At 74.2% G+C, this 15,593-nt stretch carries 15 protein-coding genes and 1 riboswitch; of the genes, 8 read left to right on the plus strand and 7 right to left on the minus strand.

All coding sequences use genetic code 11. The annotated features are described in order from the left end of the window. Positions 1 to 12 precede the first annotated feature (12 nt). A complete protein-coding gene (locus PVK37_RS14525) occupies positions 13 to 1,323 on the plus strand; it encodes a glycosyltransferase 87 family protein (RefSeq protein WP_275034516.1) in 1,311 nt (436 codons plus the stop codon). On the opposite strand, the gene PVK37_RS14530 is transcribed toward PVK37_RS14525, so the two are convergent. Continuing rightward, positions 1,219 to 1,773 (minus strand): GNAT family N-acetyltransferase, encoded by a 555-nt coding sequence (locus tag PVK37_RS14530; RefSeq protein ID WP_275034517.1) that lies wholly within the window; start codon positions 1,771 to 1,773, stop codon positions 1,219 to 1,221. The two genes, PVK37_RS14525 and PVK37_RS14530, sit on opposite strands and share 105 nt — an antisense overlap. An 80-nt stretch (positions 1,774 to 1,853) precedes the next feature. Between PVK37_RS14530 and PVK37_RS14535 the strand changes: the two genes are divergently transcribed. The 5 genes from PVK37_RS14535 to PVK37_RS14555 all read left to right on the plus strand — a co-directional run bounded on the left by PVK37_RS14535 (position 1,854) and on the right by PVK37_RS14555 (position 7,408). Continuing rightward, complete coding sequence (locus PVK37_RS14535; protein ID WP_275034518.1) at positions 1,854 to 3,083, plus strand: winged helix-turn-helix domain-containing protein; 1,230 nt, start codon at positions 1,854 to 1,856, stop codon at positions 3,081 to 3,083. Next, a complete protein-coding gene (locus tag PVK37_RS14540) occupies positions 3,080 to 3,808 on the plus strand; it encodes a DUF2752 domain-containing protein (RefSeq protein ID WP_423791039.1) in 729 nt (242 codons plus the stop codon). The genes PVK37_RS14535 and PVK37_RS14540 overlap by 4 nt, the downstream gene beginning before the upstream one ends. Before the next feature lie 111 nt (positions 3,809 to 3,919). Continuing rightward, positions 3,920 to 4,663 (plus strand): FAD-dependent thymidylate synthase, encoded by a 744-nt coding sequence (gene thyX / locus PVK37_RS14545; RefSeq protein WP_275035115.1) that lies wholly within the window; start codon positions 3,920 to 3,922, stop codon positions 4,661 to 4,663. Positions 4,664 to 4,740: 77 nt separating this feature from the next. Further along, complete coding sequence (dapA, locus tag PVK37_RS14550) at positions 4,741 to 5,664, plus strand: 4-hydroxy-tetrahydrodipicolinate synthase (RefSeq protein WP_275034520.1); 924 nt, start codon at positions 4,741 to 4,743, stop codon at positions 5,662 to 5,664. Positions 5,665 to 5,719: 55 nt separating this feature from the next. Continuing rightward, positions 5,720 to 7,408: a ribonuclease J gene (locus PVK37_RS14555; protein ID WP_275034521.1), complete on the plus strand. Its 1,689-nt coding sequence runs from the start codon at positions 5,720 to 5,722 to the stop codon at positions 7,406 to 7,408. A 46-nt stretch (positions 7,409 to 7,454) separates the two neighbouring features. Here the strand turns inward: PVK37_RS14555 and PVK37_RS14560 are convergent, their stop codons facing one another. From PVK37_RS14560 to PVK37_RS14575, 4 genes are all read right to left on the minus strand, one after another. After that, entirely contained in the window at positions 7,455 to 8,288 is an 834-nt protein-coding gene (locus PVK37_RS14560) for an isocitrate lyase/PEP mutase family protein (protein ID WP_275034522.1), read from the minus strand. 85 nt (positions 8,289 to 8,373) lie between these two features. After that, positions 8,374 to 10,554 (minus strand): YbjN domain-containing protein, encoded by a 2,181-nt coding sequence (locus tag PVK37_RS14565; protein ID WP_275034523.1) that lies wholly within the window; start codon positions 10,552 to 10,554, stop codon positions 8,374 to 8,376. Beyond that, on the minus strand, positions 10,551 to 11,030 hold the full coding sequence (locus tag PVK37_RS14570) for a type III secretion system chaperone family protein (protein WP_275034524.1): 480 nt from the start codon (positions 11,028 to 11,030) through the stop codon (positions 10,551 to 10,553). Before PVK37_RS14570 ends, PVK37_RS14565 begins: the two co-directional genes overlap by 4 nt. Before the next feature lie 130 nt (positions 11,031 to 11,160). Beyond that, positions 11,161 to 11,301, minus strand: a complete 141-nt coding sequence (locus PVK37_RS14575) for a hypothetical protein (RefSeq protein WP_275034525.1) — start codon at positions 11,299 to 11,301, stop codon at positions 11,161 to 11,163. A 10-nt stretch (positions 11,302 to 11,311) separates the two neighbouring features. On the opposite strand from PVK37_RS14575, the gene PVK37_RS14580 reads away from it, so the two are divergent. After that, the gene (locus PVK37_RS14580) at positions 11,312 to 13,612 is read left to right on the plus strand and encodes an FtsK/SpoIIIE family DNA translocase (protein WP_275034526.1); all 2,301 of its coding nucleotides are present in this window, start codon (positions 11,312 to 11,314) and stop codon (positions 13,610 to 13,612) included. Positions 13,613 to 13,744: 132 nt separating this feature from the next. On the opposite strand, the gene PVK37_RS14585 is transcribed toward PVK37_RS14580, so the two are convergent. Next, on the minus strand, positions 13,745 to 13,987 hold the full coding sequence (locus PVK37_RS14585; RefSeq protein WP_275034527.1) for a hypothetical protein: 243 nt from the start codon (positions 13,985 to 13,987) through the stop codon (positions 13,745 to 13,747). A 122-nt stretch (positions 13,988 to 14,109) separates the two neighbouring features. After that, on the minus strand, positions 14,110 to 14,424 hold the full coding sequence (locus tag PVK37_RS14590; protein WP_275034528.1) for a DMT family transporter: 315 nt from the start codon (positions 14,422 to 14,424) through the stop codon (positions 14,110 to 14,112). 55 nt (positions 14,425 to 14,479) lie between these two features. Next, a riboswitch (guanidine-III (ykkC-III) riboswitch) is annotated at positions 14,480 to 14,546 on the minus strand. Between the two features lie 95 nt (positions 14,547 to 14,641). Between PVK37_RS14590 and PVK37_RS14595 the strand changes: the two genes are divergently transcribed. Beyond that, positions 14,642 to 15,571 (plus strand): ornithine cyclodeaminase family protein, encoded by a 930-nt coding sequence (locus PVK37_RS14595; protein WP_275035116.1) that lies wholly within the window; start codon positions 14,642 to 14,644, stop codon positions 15,569 to 15,571. The last annotated feature ends 22 nt before the right edge of the window (positions 15,572 to 15,593 follow it).

Below are 15,593 nucleotides of genomic sequence, written 5' to 3' on the forward strand. Positions count from 1 at the left end.
AGGGAGGCGACGGTGCCCCAGGGTGCCACACGGACGGTCGGGCAGGTCGGCGTCGTCGTCCTGCTCGCCGGGGCGGTGACCGCGTTCCTCTCCGTGGCCGCCGTCCGGCACGGCTTCTTCGACCTGCAGGTCTACCACGGCGCGTTGACCTACTGGGTGCACGACGGCGGCGAGGTCTACGACTACCTCAGGCGGCCCACCAAGTACGGCTTCACCTATCCGCCGTTCGCCGCGCTGGTCATGCTGCCGATGGCGTTCCTGTCCTGGCACCTGGCGATCGTGGTCAGCGTGACCGCCACCGTGCTGGCCAGCCTGGCGGTGATCTGGCGGCTGCTGGACCCGGTCGCGGTCCGGGCCGGGTGGAGCCGCTGGTTCACCCTCGCCGTGGCGGCCTGCCTGGCCGCCGCGTTCGAGCCGATGCGCGAGACGGTCAACTTCGGCCAGGTCAACATGCTGCTGCTGTTCCTGGTGGCGGTGGACCTGCTGTGGCTCGCGCCGCGCGGCAGCCGCTGGCTCGGGGTGGGCATCGGACTCGCCACCGCGATCAAGCTGACCCCGGGCATCTTCCTGGTGTACCTGCTGGTCACCCGCCGCTGGCGGGCCGCGGCGGTGGCGACCGGCACCGCCGGGGCGGCCACCCTGTCCGCCGCCGCGCTCTTCCCGGACGCCTCCCGGGAGTACTGGACCCAGGCGTTCTGGAACACCGACCGGGTCGGTGAGCTGGCCTTCATCTCCAACCAGTCGTTGCAGGGCGTGGTGGCCCGGCTCGACCCGGGGCACCCGAGCACCCTGCTGTGGCTGGCGCTGGTCGCCGCCACCCTGGTGATCTGGGCCCGGCGCTGCCGGGCGGCGGTCGCCGTCGGCGACGAGGCCACCGGGTTCGCCCTGACCGGCGTGGTGATGTGCCTGGTCAGCCCGGTGACCTGGGTGCACCACCTGGTGTGGCTGCTGCCGGCGCTGATCCTGCTGGTGGACAACGCGATGGCCGCCCCGGCGGGCGGTCGCCGTCGGCGCGGCCTGCTCGCCTTCGCCGCCGTCGGGTACGCGGTGCTGTGCAGCCGGCTGGTGTGGCAGTGGGAACGCGGGTTCGGCGGCGTGGACGGCTTCGTGTTCAGCAACTTCTACGTCTGGATCAGCGTGGCGCTGCTGCTGGCGCTGCCGATCCGGCACCCGGCGGTCGGTCCGGACCGGCCGCCGGCCGGCGCGGACGGGGGCGGCTCAGCCGGGGTCGAGCCGGCCGGCGTACCGCAGCTCGGCCAGGGGGAGCGGGGGACGGCCACCGGCCAGCGGCACCGGATAGGTCGACTTCTCACCGTCCGGTGACAGCCCGGCCCGCGCGTAGAACCGCCGGGCCCGGCCGTTCGCCGCCAGCACCCAGACCCGGTACGAGGTCCAGCCCCGCCCGGTCAGGCCGGCCCGCGCCGCCGCCAGCAGGTCGGTGGAGGTGCCGTCGCCCCAGTGCGCCGGGTCGACGTACAGCCCGACCACCTCACCCCAGGTCCCGTCCAGCTCCGCGCGGCTCTGGTTGATCCGGTACGGCCCGAAGGTGGCGAACCCGGTCACCGTCCCGTCGACCTCGGCGAGCAGCGTGGTGAACGGGTTCGCCGGGTCGGCGGTGCCGGTGTCCCGGCGGCGTTGCGCCCAGGCCGCCACGCTGAGCCGGTCCAGCACCTCCGCCGGCATGATCCCGGCGTAGCCGGCCTGCCAGCCCCGGACGTGCACCCGGGCGACCGCCTCGGCGTCGTCGGGCTCCTCGCGGCGGATCGTACGCATGGCACCGTTCTATGCCCGCCGGGCCGACCGGTCCAGCGCATTGCCGGACGTGTCGTACCGCCGGGTTATCGTGCCCGACGATGGCCGCACCGGAATCGCTCTCCCTCGCCCAGGCCCGCCGGGTGGCGCTGGCCGCCCAGGGCTTCGCCGACCCGGCACCGTCCGGCGTGCCCACCCGCCGGCACCTGCGCCGGGTCCTCGACCGGGTCGGGCTGATCCAGATGGACTCGGTCAACGTGCTGCAACGGGCGCACTACCTGCCCCTCTACAGCCGGCTCGGGCCGTACCCGACCGACCTGCTGGACCGGGCCGCCTACCGCCCACCCCGCGACCTGTTCGAGTACTGGGGCCACGAGGCGTCCCTGGTGCCGGTGGAGCTGCACCCGGTGCTGCGCTTCCGGATGGCGCAGGCCGCCGAGAAGGCCTGGGGTGGCATGCGGCGCATCATCCGGGAGCAGCCCGAGCTGGTCGCCTGGGTGCGCGACGAGATCGCCGCCCGGGGCCCGCTCACCGCCGCCGAGATCGAGCACGACGCCCCCCGGGAGACCGGCAACTGGGGGTGGAACTGGTCGGTGGTCAAGCAGGCCCTGGAGTACCTGTTCTGGGCCGGCGAGGTGACGGCCGCCGACCGGACCACCTCCTTCGCCCGCCGGTACGACCTGCCCGAACGGGTGCTCCCCGCCGAGGTGCTGAACACGCCCACCCCCACCGACGCGGACGCGTACCGGACGTTGGTCGCGCTGGCCGCCCGCAGCCTCGGCGTGGCCGCCGAGCCGGAGCTGCGCGACTACTTCCGGCTGCCGGCGGACGCCACCCGCCGGGCGGTCGCCGAGCTGGTCGAGGCGGGCGAGTTGACCCCGGTCACCGTTCAGGGCTGGCGGCAGCCGGCCTGGCTGCACACCCAGGCCCGGCTGCCCCGGTGGGTCCGGGCGCACACCCTGGTCAGTCCGTTCGACCCGATCGTCTGGGAGCGGGCCCGCGCCGAACGGCTGTTCGGCTTCCACTACCGCATCGAGATCTACGTGCCGGCGGCGCAGCGGGTGCACGGCTACTACGTGCTGCCGTTCCTGCACGGCGACCGGTTCGCCGCCCGGGTCGACCTGAAGGCCGACCGGAAGGCCGGGGTGCTGCTGGTGCCGGCGGCCTGGGTCGAGCCGGGCGTCGACCCCGGCGAGACCGCCCTGGCGCTCGCCGCCGAGCTGTACCGGCTGGCCGGCTGGCTCGGGCTGGACGCGGTCGCCCCGCCCGCCGCCGGGGACCTCGCCGGGCCGCTCGCCGCCGCGCTGGCCGGCACCTCCGGTGTACCGTGAGCGGTGTGACGAGCGTTGACGGCCAGGCCGGTCCCGCCACCCCGCCGACCGGGTCGGCCCCACAGCCGCCGCCCGCCGCCGGCCCGGTCGGCGTCGACCCGTACGCCGCCGCGACCGGCCCCGGTCCCGCCGGTCCGGACCCTGTCGCTTCCGCCGGCCCGGCCGCTCCGGTCGCTGTCGGTTCCGCCGGTCCGGCCGGTCCCGGTTCCGGCACCGCCGGTCCGGCCGGGGCCGACCCGTACGCGTCGTGGCCGGCGGGGGCGGTGCAGGTCGCCGAGCCGGACCGTTTCACCCGGTTCGTGGTCGGACTCTACGAGCGTGCGCCGCGCTGGGCGGTGCCGCTGGCCGCGCTCGGCTGCGTCGGGGCCGGCGTGGCGTACGCGCTGGTCAGCGACCCGACCCGGGCGGCACCCGACGCGCTGCCCAGCTGCCTGCTGAAGTTGACCACCGGGCTGGACTGTCCCGGCTGCGGCGGCACCCGTGCCCTCTGGTACGTCCTGCACGCCGACCTGCCGGCCGCCGCCCGGCACCACTTCCTGTTCGTCTTCGCGCTGCCCTTCCTGGCGTACCTCTTCGTCGCCTGGGCAGCCAACCAGGCGTTCGGCTGGAAGCTGCCGCAGCTGCGGATCAGCCCGAAGATGATCGGCGGTTTCCTGGTCGCCTGGCTCGTCTTCTCCGTGGCGCGTAACCTGCCCTGGGCACCGTTCACCTCGCTCTACGTCTGAGTCCCGTCGCGCGCCCCGGCTGACCTGGCCGCCGGCGGCGGGACACGCCGGAGGGCGGCCCGGATCGGGGCGCACCGGAAGGTCCCACTACAGTCCCAGGGCATGGCGGAGATGGTGGAACCCCAGGTCAAGCTCGTCGCGTGGACGCACTTCGAGGCCCCGGACGACGTGCCGTGGTCGACCGACGCCGACGGCGGTCAGGCCCTGGCGGAGTTCGCCGGCCGGGCCTGCTACCAGAGCTGGTCCAAGCCCAACCCGGCCACCGCCAGCAACGCCGGCTACCTGGCGCACATCCTGGAGGTCGGCCACCTGTCGGTGCTCGAACACGGCTCGGTGAGCTTCTACTTCAGCGGGGTGTCCCGTTCCTTCACCCACGAGCTGATCCGGCACCGGCACTTCTCGTACTCCCAGCTCTCCCAGCGGTATGTGCCGGAGCGGGACGCGGCGATGGTGGAGCCCCGGGTGATCGCCGACGACCCGGAGCTGCACAAGCGGTTCGTCGAGGCCACCGAGGCGAGTGTCCGGGCGTACACCGAGCTGCTGGAGGGCCTCGAACGGCGGTTCGTCGACGAGCCCAACCCGACGCTGCGCCGCAAGCAGGCCCGGCAGGCGGCCCGCGCGGTGCTGCCCAACGCCACCGAGACCCGGATCGTGGTGACCGGCAACTACCGGGCGTGGCGGCACTTCGTCGCGATGCGGGCCACCGAGCACGCCGACGTGGAGATCCGCGAGCTGGCCGTCGAGTGCCTGCGGCAGCTCCAGCGGGTCGCGCCGAACGTCTTCGCCGACTTCGTGATCTCCACGCTGCCGGACGGCACCGAGGTCGCCACCAGCCCGTACGCCGAGCGCGCCTGAGTACCGGGGCGTCACCGTCGGACGTGGGTGCGGCCTTCCCCGCCGGGGGCGTCCGGGTCGGTTGCTAGGTTGTCAGCATGACGCACGACCACCCTGCCGTCCCCGAGCGGACGCTGTCGCGCCCGTTCGGGCGACTGATCACCGCCATGGTGACCCCGTTCACCGCCGACGGCTCGCTCGACCTCGACGGCGCGGCTCAGCTCGCCACCCACCTGGTGGACGCGGAGGGCAACGACGCCCTGGTGGTCAACGGCACCACCGGCGAGTCGCCCACCACCACCGACGCGGAGAAGGAACGCCTGATCCGGGCGGTGGTCGAGGCGGTCGGTGACCGGGCGCAGGTGATCGCCGGGGTCGGCACCAACGACACCCGGCACACCATCGAGCTGGCCGCCGGCGCGGAGAAGGCCGGCGCGTCCGGCCTGCTGGTGGTCACGCCGTACTACAACAAGCCGCCGCAGGCCGGGCTGTTGCGGCACTTCACCGCGGTCGCGGACGCCACCGGGCTGCCGGTGATGCTCTACGACATCCCGCACCGCTCCGGGGTGGCCATCGCCACCGACACGCTGGTCCGGCTCGCCGAGCACGGCCGGATCGTCGCGGTGAAGGACGCCAAGGGCGACCTGGCCGCCACCAGCGAGGTGACCAGCCGGTGCGACCTGGCCTTCTACAGCGGCGAGGACTCGCTGACCCTGCCCGCCCTCGCCATCGGCGCGGTCGGGGTGGTCGGCACGTCCACCCACTTCACCGGCGCGCTGACCAAGCAGATGATCGAGCGGTACGACGCGGGCGACCCGGCGGGCGCGTTGGCGCTGCACCGGCGGTTGCTGCCGCTGTACACCGGGATCTTCCGCACCCAGGGCACCATCCTGGTCAAGGCGGGTCTGACCGCGAAGGGCCTGCCGGCCGGTCCGGTCCGGCCGCCGCTGGTGGACGCCACCCCGGAGGAGATCACCCAGCTCCGCGCCGACTGCGCGGCGGCTGGCCTGGACCTACCCTGATGAGAAAACGACACGACGGGCGCCGGCTGCCGGCGCCGCAGAATGAGGTGGCCGCGTGACCGAGGCGCACATCGAGGCGGAACTACCCCCGCCGCTTCCGGAGGGTGGCCTGCGGATCATTCCGCTCGGCGGGCTCGGCGCCATCGGGCGGAACATGACCGTCTTCGAGTACGACGGCAAGCTGCTGATCGTCGACTGCGGGGTGCTCTTCCCGGACGTCGAGCAGCCCGGCGTCGACCTGATCCTGCCCGACTTCGCCCCCATCCTGGACCGGCTCGACGACATCCAGGCGATCGTGCTCACCCACGGGCACGAGGACCACATCGGCGCGGTGCCGTACCTGCTCGCCCACAAGCAGGACATTCCGCTGGTCGGCTCGCAGTTCACCCTCGGCCTGGTCGAGGCGAAGCTCGCCGAGCGGCGGATCGAGCCGTACACGCTGACCGTGCGGGAGGGCGGCCGGGAGCGGCTCGGCCCGTTCGAGTGCGAGTTCTTCGCGGTGAACCACTCCATCCCGGACGCTCTCGCGGTGGCCATCCGCACCCCGGCCGGGCTGGTGCTGCACACCGGCGACTTCAAGATGGACCAGTTGCCCCTCGACGGCCGGATCACCGACCTGGCCGGCTTCGCCCGGCTCGGCGCGGAGGGCGTCGACCTGCTGCTGTCGGACTCCACCAACGCGGAGATCCCCGGCTTCGTCACCCCGGAACGGGAGATCGGCCCGGTCCTGGACTCCATCTTCGCCAAGGCGAAGGGGCGGATCATCGTCGCCTCGTTCGCCTCGCACGTGCACCGGGTGCAGCAGGTGCTCGACTCGGCCGCCGAACACGACCGCAAGGTCGCCCTGATCGGCCGGTCCATGGTCCGCAACATGGGCATCGCCCGTGATCTCGGCCTGCTCAACATCCCGCCCGGCCTGGTGGTCGGGCTGGACGAGGCGACCGCGCTGCCGCCGGAGCGGATCGTGCTGATGTCCACCGGCTCGCAGGGCGAGCCGATGAGCGCGCTCGGCCGGATGGCCAGCGGCGACCACCGGCACATCACCATCGCCCCCGGCGACACCGTGGTACTGGCCAGCTCCCTGGTGCCCGGCAACGAGACCTCCGTCTACCGGGTGATCAACCGGCTGGCGCGGGCCGGCGCGGTGGTGGTGCACAAGGACGTCGCCAAGGTGCACGTCTCCGGGCACGCTCCCGCTGGTGAGCTGCTCTACCTGCTCAACGTGGTCCGGCCGAGCAACCTGATGCCGGTGCACGGCGAGTGGCGGCACCTGCGGGCGCACGCCCGGCTGGGCATCGAGTCCGGGGTGGCCCCGGACCGGGTGGTGCTCTGCGAGGACGGCGACGTGGTCGACCTGGTCGAGGGCCGCGCCAGCCTGGTCGGGCACGTCACCAGCCGGTACGTCTACGTCGACGGGCTGGCCGTCGGGGACGTCGGCGAGTCGCTGCTCACCGAGCGGCGGATTCTCGGCGACGGCGGGTTCATCGCCTGCACCGTCGTGGTCGACTCGGTCACCGGGAAGGTGGTCGGCGGGCCGACCGTCTCCGCGAAGGGCTTCTCCGAGGACCCGGCCGCGTTCAACGCGGTGGTCCCGCTGGTCACCGAGGCGCTCAACCGGGCCGCCTCGGACGGCATCACCGACCCGCACCAGCTCCAGCAGATCGTCCGGCGCACCGTCGGACGGTGGGTCAACGACGCGTACCGGCGGCGGCCGATGATCGTCCCGTTCGTGGTCGAGGTCTGACCGACCCGGGTGGTCCGGCGGCCCGCCGGACCACCCGGAATCCGGCTCACCCCTGCTCCACCAGGGCGTTCAGCTCCGGGTACGGCACCCCGCCGGCCAGCGCCGTGTACGTCCCGCTGCCCAGCACCTCCATGGTGGCCCGCCGGACCAGCCCGTACGCGGCGCCGGCCAGCGAGGAGCCGAGACTGACCCGGGCCACGCCGAGCCGGGCCAGCTCGGGCACCGGCGGCGCGGTCGGTCCGGCCAGCACGTTCAGCGGCGCGTCGATCCCCGCCACCAGCGCGCCGATGGTCGGCTCGTCGACCACCCCCGGTACGAAGATCACGTCCGCCCCCGCCGCCCGGTACGCCGCCGCGCGGCGCAGCGTGGCCGCCAACCGGTCCGCCGGGTCACCGATCTGCCGCAGGTAGGTGTCGACGCGGGCGTTGACGACGAGCGGGACGCCCACCTCGTCGGCGGCACGCCGGGCGGCCCGGAGCCGGGCGCACTGCTCGTCGGTGTCCCGTAGCGCCGGCCCGTCCGACGCGCCGTCCTCCAGGTTGACGCCGACCGCCCCGGCGGCCAGCACCTCCCGGACCGCCCCGGCCACCCCCTCCGGGGTGTCGGCGAAGCCGGTCTCGATGTCGGCGGTCACCGGTACCGGCACCGCCGCGGCGACCCGGGCGACCAGGTCGATCGCCCGGCCCCGGTCGAGCCGGTCCCCGTCGGGTGCGCCGAGACTCCAGGCCACCCCGGCGCTGGTGGTGGCGACCGCCGCCGCCCCCGCGGCGGCGACGAGACAGGCGGAGGCGACGTCCCAGGCGTTGGCGAGCACCAGCGGCTCACCGGGACGGTGCAGGGAGCGCAGGAGTACGGCTCGGTTCTTCAGGTCCTCGGTCATGGGCGTGAGTCCATCAGGTCCACCCTGCCGGGAGCGCGCGGTTTTCCGACGTGTTGCGCGGGCCGTTCCATTGGTACCGGCGAAGTCAGGGTAGGGCGGCGACCGCCTCGGCGTACCCGACGCCGGTGGTGACCGCCGCGTCGACCAGCACCTCCACCTGCGTCGGGGCGACCCCGTACGCCAGGTCAGTGGTGAGGTCCCCGGCGAGGACCAGCTCGCCGTTCTCCACCTCGTGCACGTACGCCTTGGGCTGCAACCGGTCCCGGTTCCAGGCGTTGACGAACTCGTACGCCTCGGCGCGGCGGCGGGCCGGCAGCCGGCGGGTGGCGACCACCCGGGCGTGCAGGATCTCGCCGGCCGTCCCGACCCGTTCGAACCGGATCATCGCCTCCCCCCAGCGGCCCACCACGGTGCCCGTCGGATCGACCGCGCACCGGTCCCCGCGCCGTTCCACCGCAGCGACGATCATGGCGACGGTGAGCGGCACCGGCTCCCCGGCCGACCCGGCCGTGCCATCTCCGCTGCTCCGGCTGCCGGCCGTCCCGCCCCGGCTCCCGGCCGAGCTGCCCGTGTTCCCGGCCGAGCTGCTGCTGTCGCTCCGGCTGTCGGCCGGTACGCCGCCACCGGCTGTGCCGCCGGTCGGTGCCGGCCCGCTGCCGGTCGGTTCCGGGTGGGTCGGCCCGGCCCCGACGACGGTCCGACCCGCTCCCGGCCGGTCAGGGTCGGCTCCGACGTCCTCCGGTTCCGCTCCGACCTGAGCGGGGTCGTCCGGTTCCGGGTCGTCCGGCAGCGGGGCCGGGACACCGGTACGGGGCCGTTCGGCCAACCGGGCGGTGATCCGGCCGGACTGGTGACCGGTGCCGTTGCGGGCGTCGAAGCGTCCGGCGAGGTCGGTGGCGGTGGCGAGCAGTTCCGCGCCGAGCGCCGCGACGTCCCGTCCGCCACCGGTGCCGGGCGACCGGATCAGCCCGAACACCTCGGCCAGCCGGGTCGCGTGTCCCAGGCCGAGCGCGTCCACCGGCCACGACTCGTGCCCCCGCCCGACGGTCCGGGCCCGCTCGGCGGTACCCGCCGGTCGACCCGTCCGACCGGAACGGCCGACCGGTCCGCCCCGCCCGTCCGTCCCGGTCGACCCGGTCGACCCGGCCCGGCCCGTGGTCCCACCCGGCCCGTCCGGCTCCGTCGCCCCGGTCCGGCCCGCCGTCCCGGCCGTCCCGGGCGGAGCGGCCCGACCGGTCGGAGTCACCCGCCCGGTCGGAGCCGTCGTCCCGGCTGCCCCCGTCGTCCCGGTCTGGTCCGTCGTCCCCGCCGGACCTGCCGGATCCGCCTGGTCCCGGTGCAGCGGGTCGGGCAGCGCGGTCGCCCGCGTCACGCCGGCCTCGCCGGCCAGCCGGCACAGCAGCGCCCCGGCGGCGGCGAACTCCATCACCGACCGTTCGTCGGCCGGGCCGGCCAGCCGGGGCACCTGGTCGACCAGGATCGCCAGGCCCCGCGCCAGGTGCCCGTCGAGCGCGCAGAACACCAGATGCGCCGGCAGGTACCGGAACCCGGTCCGCTCCCGCCGGTGCCGGCGGTACGCGCGCACGTGCGCCCACCCCGCCTCCGCCGACCGGCCCAGCCGCAGGTACGGCAGGAGTGCTGCGGCCAGCGCCCCCTCCGGCTGCTCGGTGCAGTCCCCGGGATCGGCCAGCACCGGTTCCAGCACCCGTACCGCCTCGGTCCACTCGCCCCAGCCGGTGAGCAGCTCGGCCTGCCGTACCGCCACGCAGGCCGGACAGTCCCGCTCCGGGCCGGCGGCCCGCCACCGGGCGAACCACTCCCGGGCGGCCGACCCGTCCCCGAGCTGGTCGGCGAACCGGCAGCGCAACTCGGCCACCAGCCCCGGCTCCGTGCCGTCCAACCGCCGGGCCAGGTCGTCGAGGAGGGCGCGCGCCTGGTCCAGACCGACCCGGGGACTGGCGGGCAGCGCCTCGACGGCGGCCCGCTGGTACCGGCGCAGCAGCTCGACCTCGTCGCCGGTGAGCAGGGCGGGGGAGTGGTCCACCACGGCCAGACAGTGCCGTACCGGCTCGACCAGCCGCCACGCCTCGCCGTGGTACCGGCACGTCTCGATCAGCGCGAACCGCGCGTCGACGCCGAGCCGGACCTGCCCGGCGGCGTCGGCGTGCGCGGCGATCCGTTCCAGCTCGGCGATCTTCGCCGGGCCGTCGGGCAGGTCCCGCGCCGAGGCGAGCGCCCCGGTCGACGCCACCGCGTCGCCGCTCACGCCGACGCCCCCTCGGCCAGCGCGGCGACGGCGTCGGCCAGCCGGCAGCCGGCCTCGACCCCCCGGTCGAGCAACTGGTCGAGCTGGTGCGGGGTGACCCCGCGCTCCAGGTCGGTGATCACCTCGCCGCAGACCCGGGCCCGCCCGTCGTCGTCGACCAGCACGAACGCCTTCGGCCAGTACCGGTCGTGGTTCCAGTCGTTGCAGAAGTCGTGTAACACCGGGACGTCGTCGATGGGGAACAGCGGGCCGGTCACCGTGCGTACCTGGAGCACCTCGCCGGCCGCGCCCAGCCGCCGGAACCAGACCAGGCTCTCCCCCCACCGGCCGACCAGGTTCCCGTCGGCGTCCGGGCGGCACACGTACCCCCGGGTCGCCAGCACCGCCGCGACCAGCTCGGCGGTCAACGGCCGCAACGTCTGGGGGTGCCCGGCCAGCGGGCCGGCCGGGCCGTCCTCGATCTCCGGCGGCGTCATCCGGGACTCCTTCTGAGGCAAATATCACGGCTGACGGCGGAAAGCGCGCTGCGACGCACGGACACGACCGCTAAAAGCGGCGCTCCGGCGGGTCACGCCGTTACCGTGACTCTATGGCGGGCCGTACCTCTCAGGCGAGCCGGCGACGCGGCGCGTCGCCGCGCGGTACCACGAACAGCCGTGCCCGCCAGCCGGCGAAGAAGACCACGGCTTCCCGCCGCCGCCCGGCGGCCCGGCCCAGCCGGGGCATCGGGCTCGGCCGCGCGCTCACCGCAGCGTGGATGGGCGTGGCGCACGGGGTCGGCTGGACGTTCCGCACCGTCGGCCGGCAGGCCGCCACCGCCCGGGAGGTCGGTCCGGAGCACCGCCGGGACGGTGCCGGGCTGCTCCTGTTCGGACTGGCCATCCTCAGCGCGGTGGCGATCTGGTTCTCCGGTGCCGGCCCGGTCGGCGCGCAGCTCGCCGACACCGTCCGGCTGTTCCTCGGGGCGATCTCCATCGTGCTGCCCGTACTGCTGATGATCGGCGCGTGGCGGATGATGCGGGAGCCGGCCGACCCGGCGCACCGGGGGCGCGGGCTGGTCGGCTGGGGCTCCATGCTGGTCGCCACCGCCGCCGTGCTGCACATCGGACAGCACCCGGTCGACCAGGTACAGCGGGACTACGCCGGTGGCCTGGTCGGCGCGGGCGTGGGTGGGCTGCTGGAACGCGCGGTCACCGCCTGGGTGGCGGTGCCGTTGCTGATCCTGCTGCTGGTGTTCGGTCTGCTGGTGGTCACCGCCACCCCGATCAACAAGATCCCCGAGCGGCTCGGTCTGCTCACCGGCGGGGTGCTCGGGGTGCCGCCGACGCCGGCCACCGACGAGGAGCCGGCGGAGGTGGTGGAGAAGCCGGCCCGCCGCCGCCCGCGCAAGGCCGCCGCCGCGCCGCTGCCGCCGGAGCCGCCGGAGCTGACCGACCCGTACGACGAGGACGTCGACCTCCAGGAGACGGTGGTCCTGCCGCGCAAGGCCCCGGCCCGGGTGCCCGCCGCCAGGCGGAAGCCGGAGCCACCGGAGCACTCGCCGCCGCCCACCCGGGCCGAGCAGCTGGCGCTGACCGGGCTCTCCGGCGACTACACCCTGCCACCGGCGAACCTGCTCAGCGGCGGGGCCGCACCGAAGACCCGGAGCAAGGCCAACGACGAGGTGATCGCCGCGCTGACCGGGGTGTTCGACCAGTTCGGGGTGGACGCCGAGGTCACCGGCTTCACCCGGGGCCCGACGGTCACCCGGTACGAGGTGGAACTCGGCCCGGGGGTGAAGGTCGAGCGGATCACCCAGCTGTCCCGCAACATCGCGTACGCGGTGAAGTCCCCGGACGTGCGGATCCTCAGCCCGATCCCGGGCAAGAGCGCGGTCGGCGTGGAGATCCCGAACACCGACCCGGAGAACGTCGCCCTCGGTGACGTGCTGCGGTCCCGGGCGGCCACCAGCGACCACCATCCGATGGTGGTGGCCCTCGGCAAGGACATCGAGGGCGGTTTCGTGGTCGCCAACCTCGCGAAGATGCCGCACATCCTGATCGCCGGGGCCACCGGCGCCGGCAAGTCGAGCTGCCTCAATACCTTGCTGGTGTCCATCCTGACCAGGGCCACCCCGGACGAGGTACGGCTGCTGCTGATCGACCCGAAGCGGGTCGAGATGACCGGCTACGAGGGCATCCCGCACCTGGTCACGCCGATCGTGACCAACGCGAAGAAGGCCGCCGACTCGCTCGAGTGGGTGGTCCGCGAGATGGACATGCGCTACGACGACCTCGCCGCCAACGGGGTCCGGCACATCGACGACTTCAACCGCAAGGTCCGCACCGGCGAGATCACCGCCCCGCCCGGCAGCGAACGGGAGATGAAGCCGTACCCGTACCTGCTGGTGATCGTGGACGAGCTGGCCGACCTGATGATGGTCGCCCCCCGGGACGTGGAGGACTCGGTGGTCCGGATCACCCAGCTCGCCCGGGCCGCCGGCATCCACCTGGTCCTCGCCACCCAGCGCCCCTCGGTCGACGTGGTGACCGGCCTGATCAAGGCCAACGTGCCGTCCCGGCTGGCCTTCGCCACCTCCTCGCTCGCCGACTCGCGGGTCATCCTGGACCAGCCCGGCGCGGAGAAGCTGCTCGGTCGGGGTGACGGCCTGTTCCTGCCGATGGGCGCGTCGAAGCCGATCCGGATCCAGGGCGCCTGGGTCACCGAACGTGAGATCGCCGACGTGGTGAAGTTCTGCAAGGACCAGCGGGAGCCGGAGTTCCGTCCGGACGTGCTCGCCCCGGCGCAGGACAACAAGAAGAAGATCGACGAGGAGATCGGCGACGACCTGGACCTGCTGGTGCAGGCGATCGAGCTGGTGGTCACCTCGCAGTTCGGCTCGACCTCAATGCTCCAGCGCAAGCTGCGGGTCGGCTTCGCCAAGGCCGGCCGGCTGATGGACCTGATGGAGACCCGGGGCGTGGTCGGCCCGTCCGAGGGTTCCAAGGCCCGTGACGTGCTGGTCAAGCCGGACGAGCTGGAGGAGGTCCTGGCCGGCCTGCGCGGCGACGACGACTGAGCCGCAGGGCCCGGCGTAGCCGACGGCTGCGCTGCCGGTTCTGGAACACGCGTCGGGCCCGCCGGGTAGACCGGCGGGCCCGTACGGCACGTGGGCTCGGCTGGGCACGTGGGCTCAGGCGAGCACGGTCGTTCAGTTGATCAGGGCGGCGAAGAGCAGCGCGCCGACGACCGCACCGACCACGCTGGCGGCGGCGGCGTACCAGCCGAGCGGCTTGTCACCCAGCACCGCGCCGACGATGCCGAGCACCAGCCCGGCCAGGCCGAACAGCAGGGGCGAGATGAAGACCGCGATCGCGGCGAAGACGAAGCCCAGGATCGTGCAGATGCGGGCGGCGTTGGTACGCGGGCGGGCGGTGGTGTGGTAGTTGGCCATGTCGTCCTCCGGTGCGGGGTCCTGTCTCCGTCGCCGGAATCTCTACCCCGCCGTCGGCACGGCTACGCATCGATGCCGGGACCGACGGAAACCGGACGCCACCCGAACCGCCCGGACCGTCCTCAGTGGAACACCTTCAGGCCGATCACTCCGGCCACCACCAGCAGCAGGGACAGCAGCCGTGGCAGGCTGGCCGACTCACCGAGCGCCAGGATGCCGACCAGCGCGGTGCCGACCGCCCCGATTCCCACCCACACCACGTAGCCGGTGCCGACCGGGATCTCCCGCAGGGCGTACGACAGGCCGACCATGCTCAACGCGGCGGTGACCAGGAAGACGACCGAGGGCACCAGCCGGGTGAAGCCGGCGCTGCGGTCCAGGGCGATCGCCCACGCCGTCTCCAACAGACCGGAGACCACCAGTACGAGCCAGGCCATGACGTCACCCCTCGACAGGCGTCCGGGACCTCCCGGACGGATCACGAAGACCGTTCCGGGGGCGTCTTCGCGTCACCGGGTACGCCCACCACTCGTCCGGGACACCCGGACGGGGTGCCACGACCGACCGTAGCACCGGTGGGGAGCAGAAACGGACCGGGTGACCGGGCCCACCGCACGTTGACCTGAAGGTGACTTCATGTTGAAGGATCACCGCATGGCTCTGCTCTTCTCCGACCGGGAGGTCGCCGCCGTCCTCGACGCGGGCCGGACCGTCGACGCGATGCGTGCCGCGCTGCTGGCCGCCCACCGGGGCCAACTGGTCGCCCCGCCCCGGGCGTCCGCCCCGTTGGGCGGGGGCCGGATGGTGCTCACCGCCGGGCACCTCACCGGCGAGTGGTACGGCTTCCGCTCGTACGACACCTTCGGCCACCCGGAGTCGGAGCAGCTCGTGGTGCTCCACGACGGACGGACCGGGGCGGTACGGGCGGTCGGCGTCGGTACCGAGCTGGGCTCCCGACGCACCGGCGGACTGGGCGGGGTCGCGGTGGACGCGCTGGCCCGCCCGGACGCGGCCACCCTCGGGGTGCTGGGCTCCGGTGGGCAGGCGTGGACCCAGGTGTGGGCCGCGGCGGCGGTCCGCCCGTTGCGCGAGGTGACCGTGCACAGTCCCACCCCGGCGCACCGGGAACGGTTCGCCGCCCGGGTCCGGGCCGAGCTGGGCGTACCGGCCCGCGCGGTGGCGACACCGGCCGGGGCGGTCCGGGACCGGGACGTGGTGGTGCTCGCCACCACCAGCCCGACCCCGGTGTTCGACGTCCGGGACCTCGCCCCCGGCAGCCACGTCACCACGGTCGGCTTCAAGCAGCGCGGACGCGCCGAGTTCGGCACCGACCTGCTGGACGCCGCCGACCTGCTGGTCACCGACTCGCCCGCCCAGGCCGGGGCGTACGACCCGCCGATGCTGGCCGCGCTGCCCCCGTACGCCGGGCGGCTGGTCGACCTGGGTGCGGTGCTGGCCGGCGCGGCACCCGGCCGGGCCGCCCGGGACGACGTCACCGTGTTCTGCTCGGTGGGGCTGGCCGGCACCGAGGTCTTCCTCCTGGACCGGCTGGTGCAGCTCGCCGCCGCGTCGGCGGTGGTGTGAGCCGTGCCCCGGGCCTGCACGG

Origin of the sequence: Micromonospora cathayae, from assembly GCF_028993575.1 — a bacterium.
GTDB lineage: Bacteria > Actinomycetota > Actinomycetes > Mycobacteriales > Micromonosporaceae > Micromonospora > Micromonospora cathayae.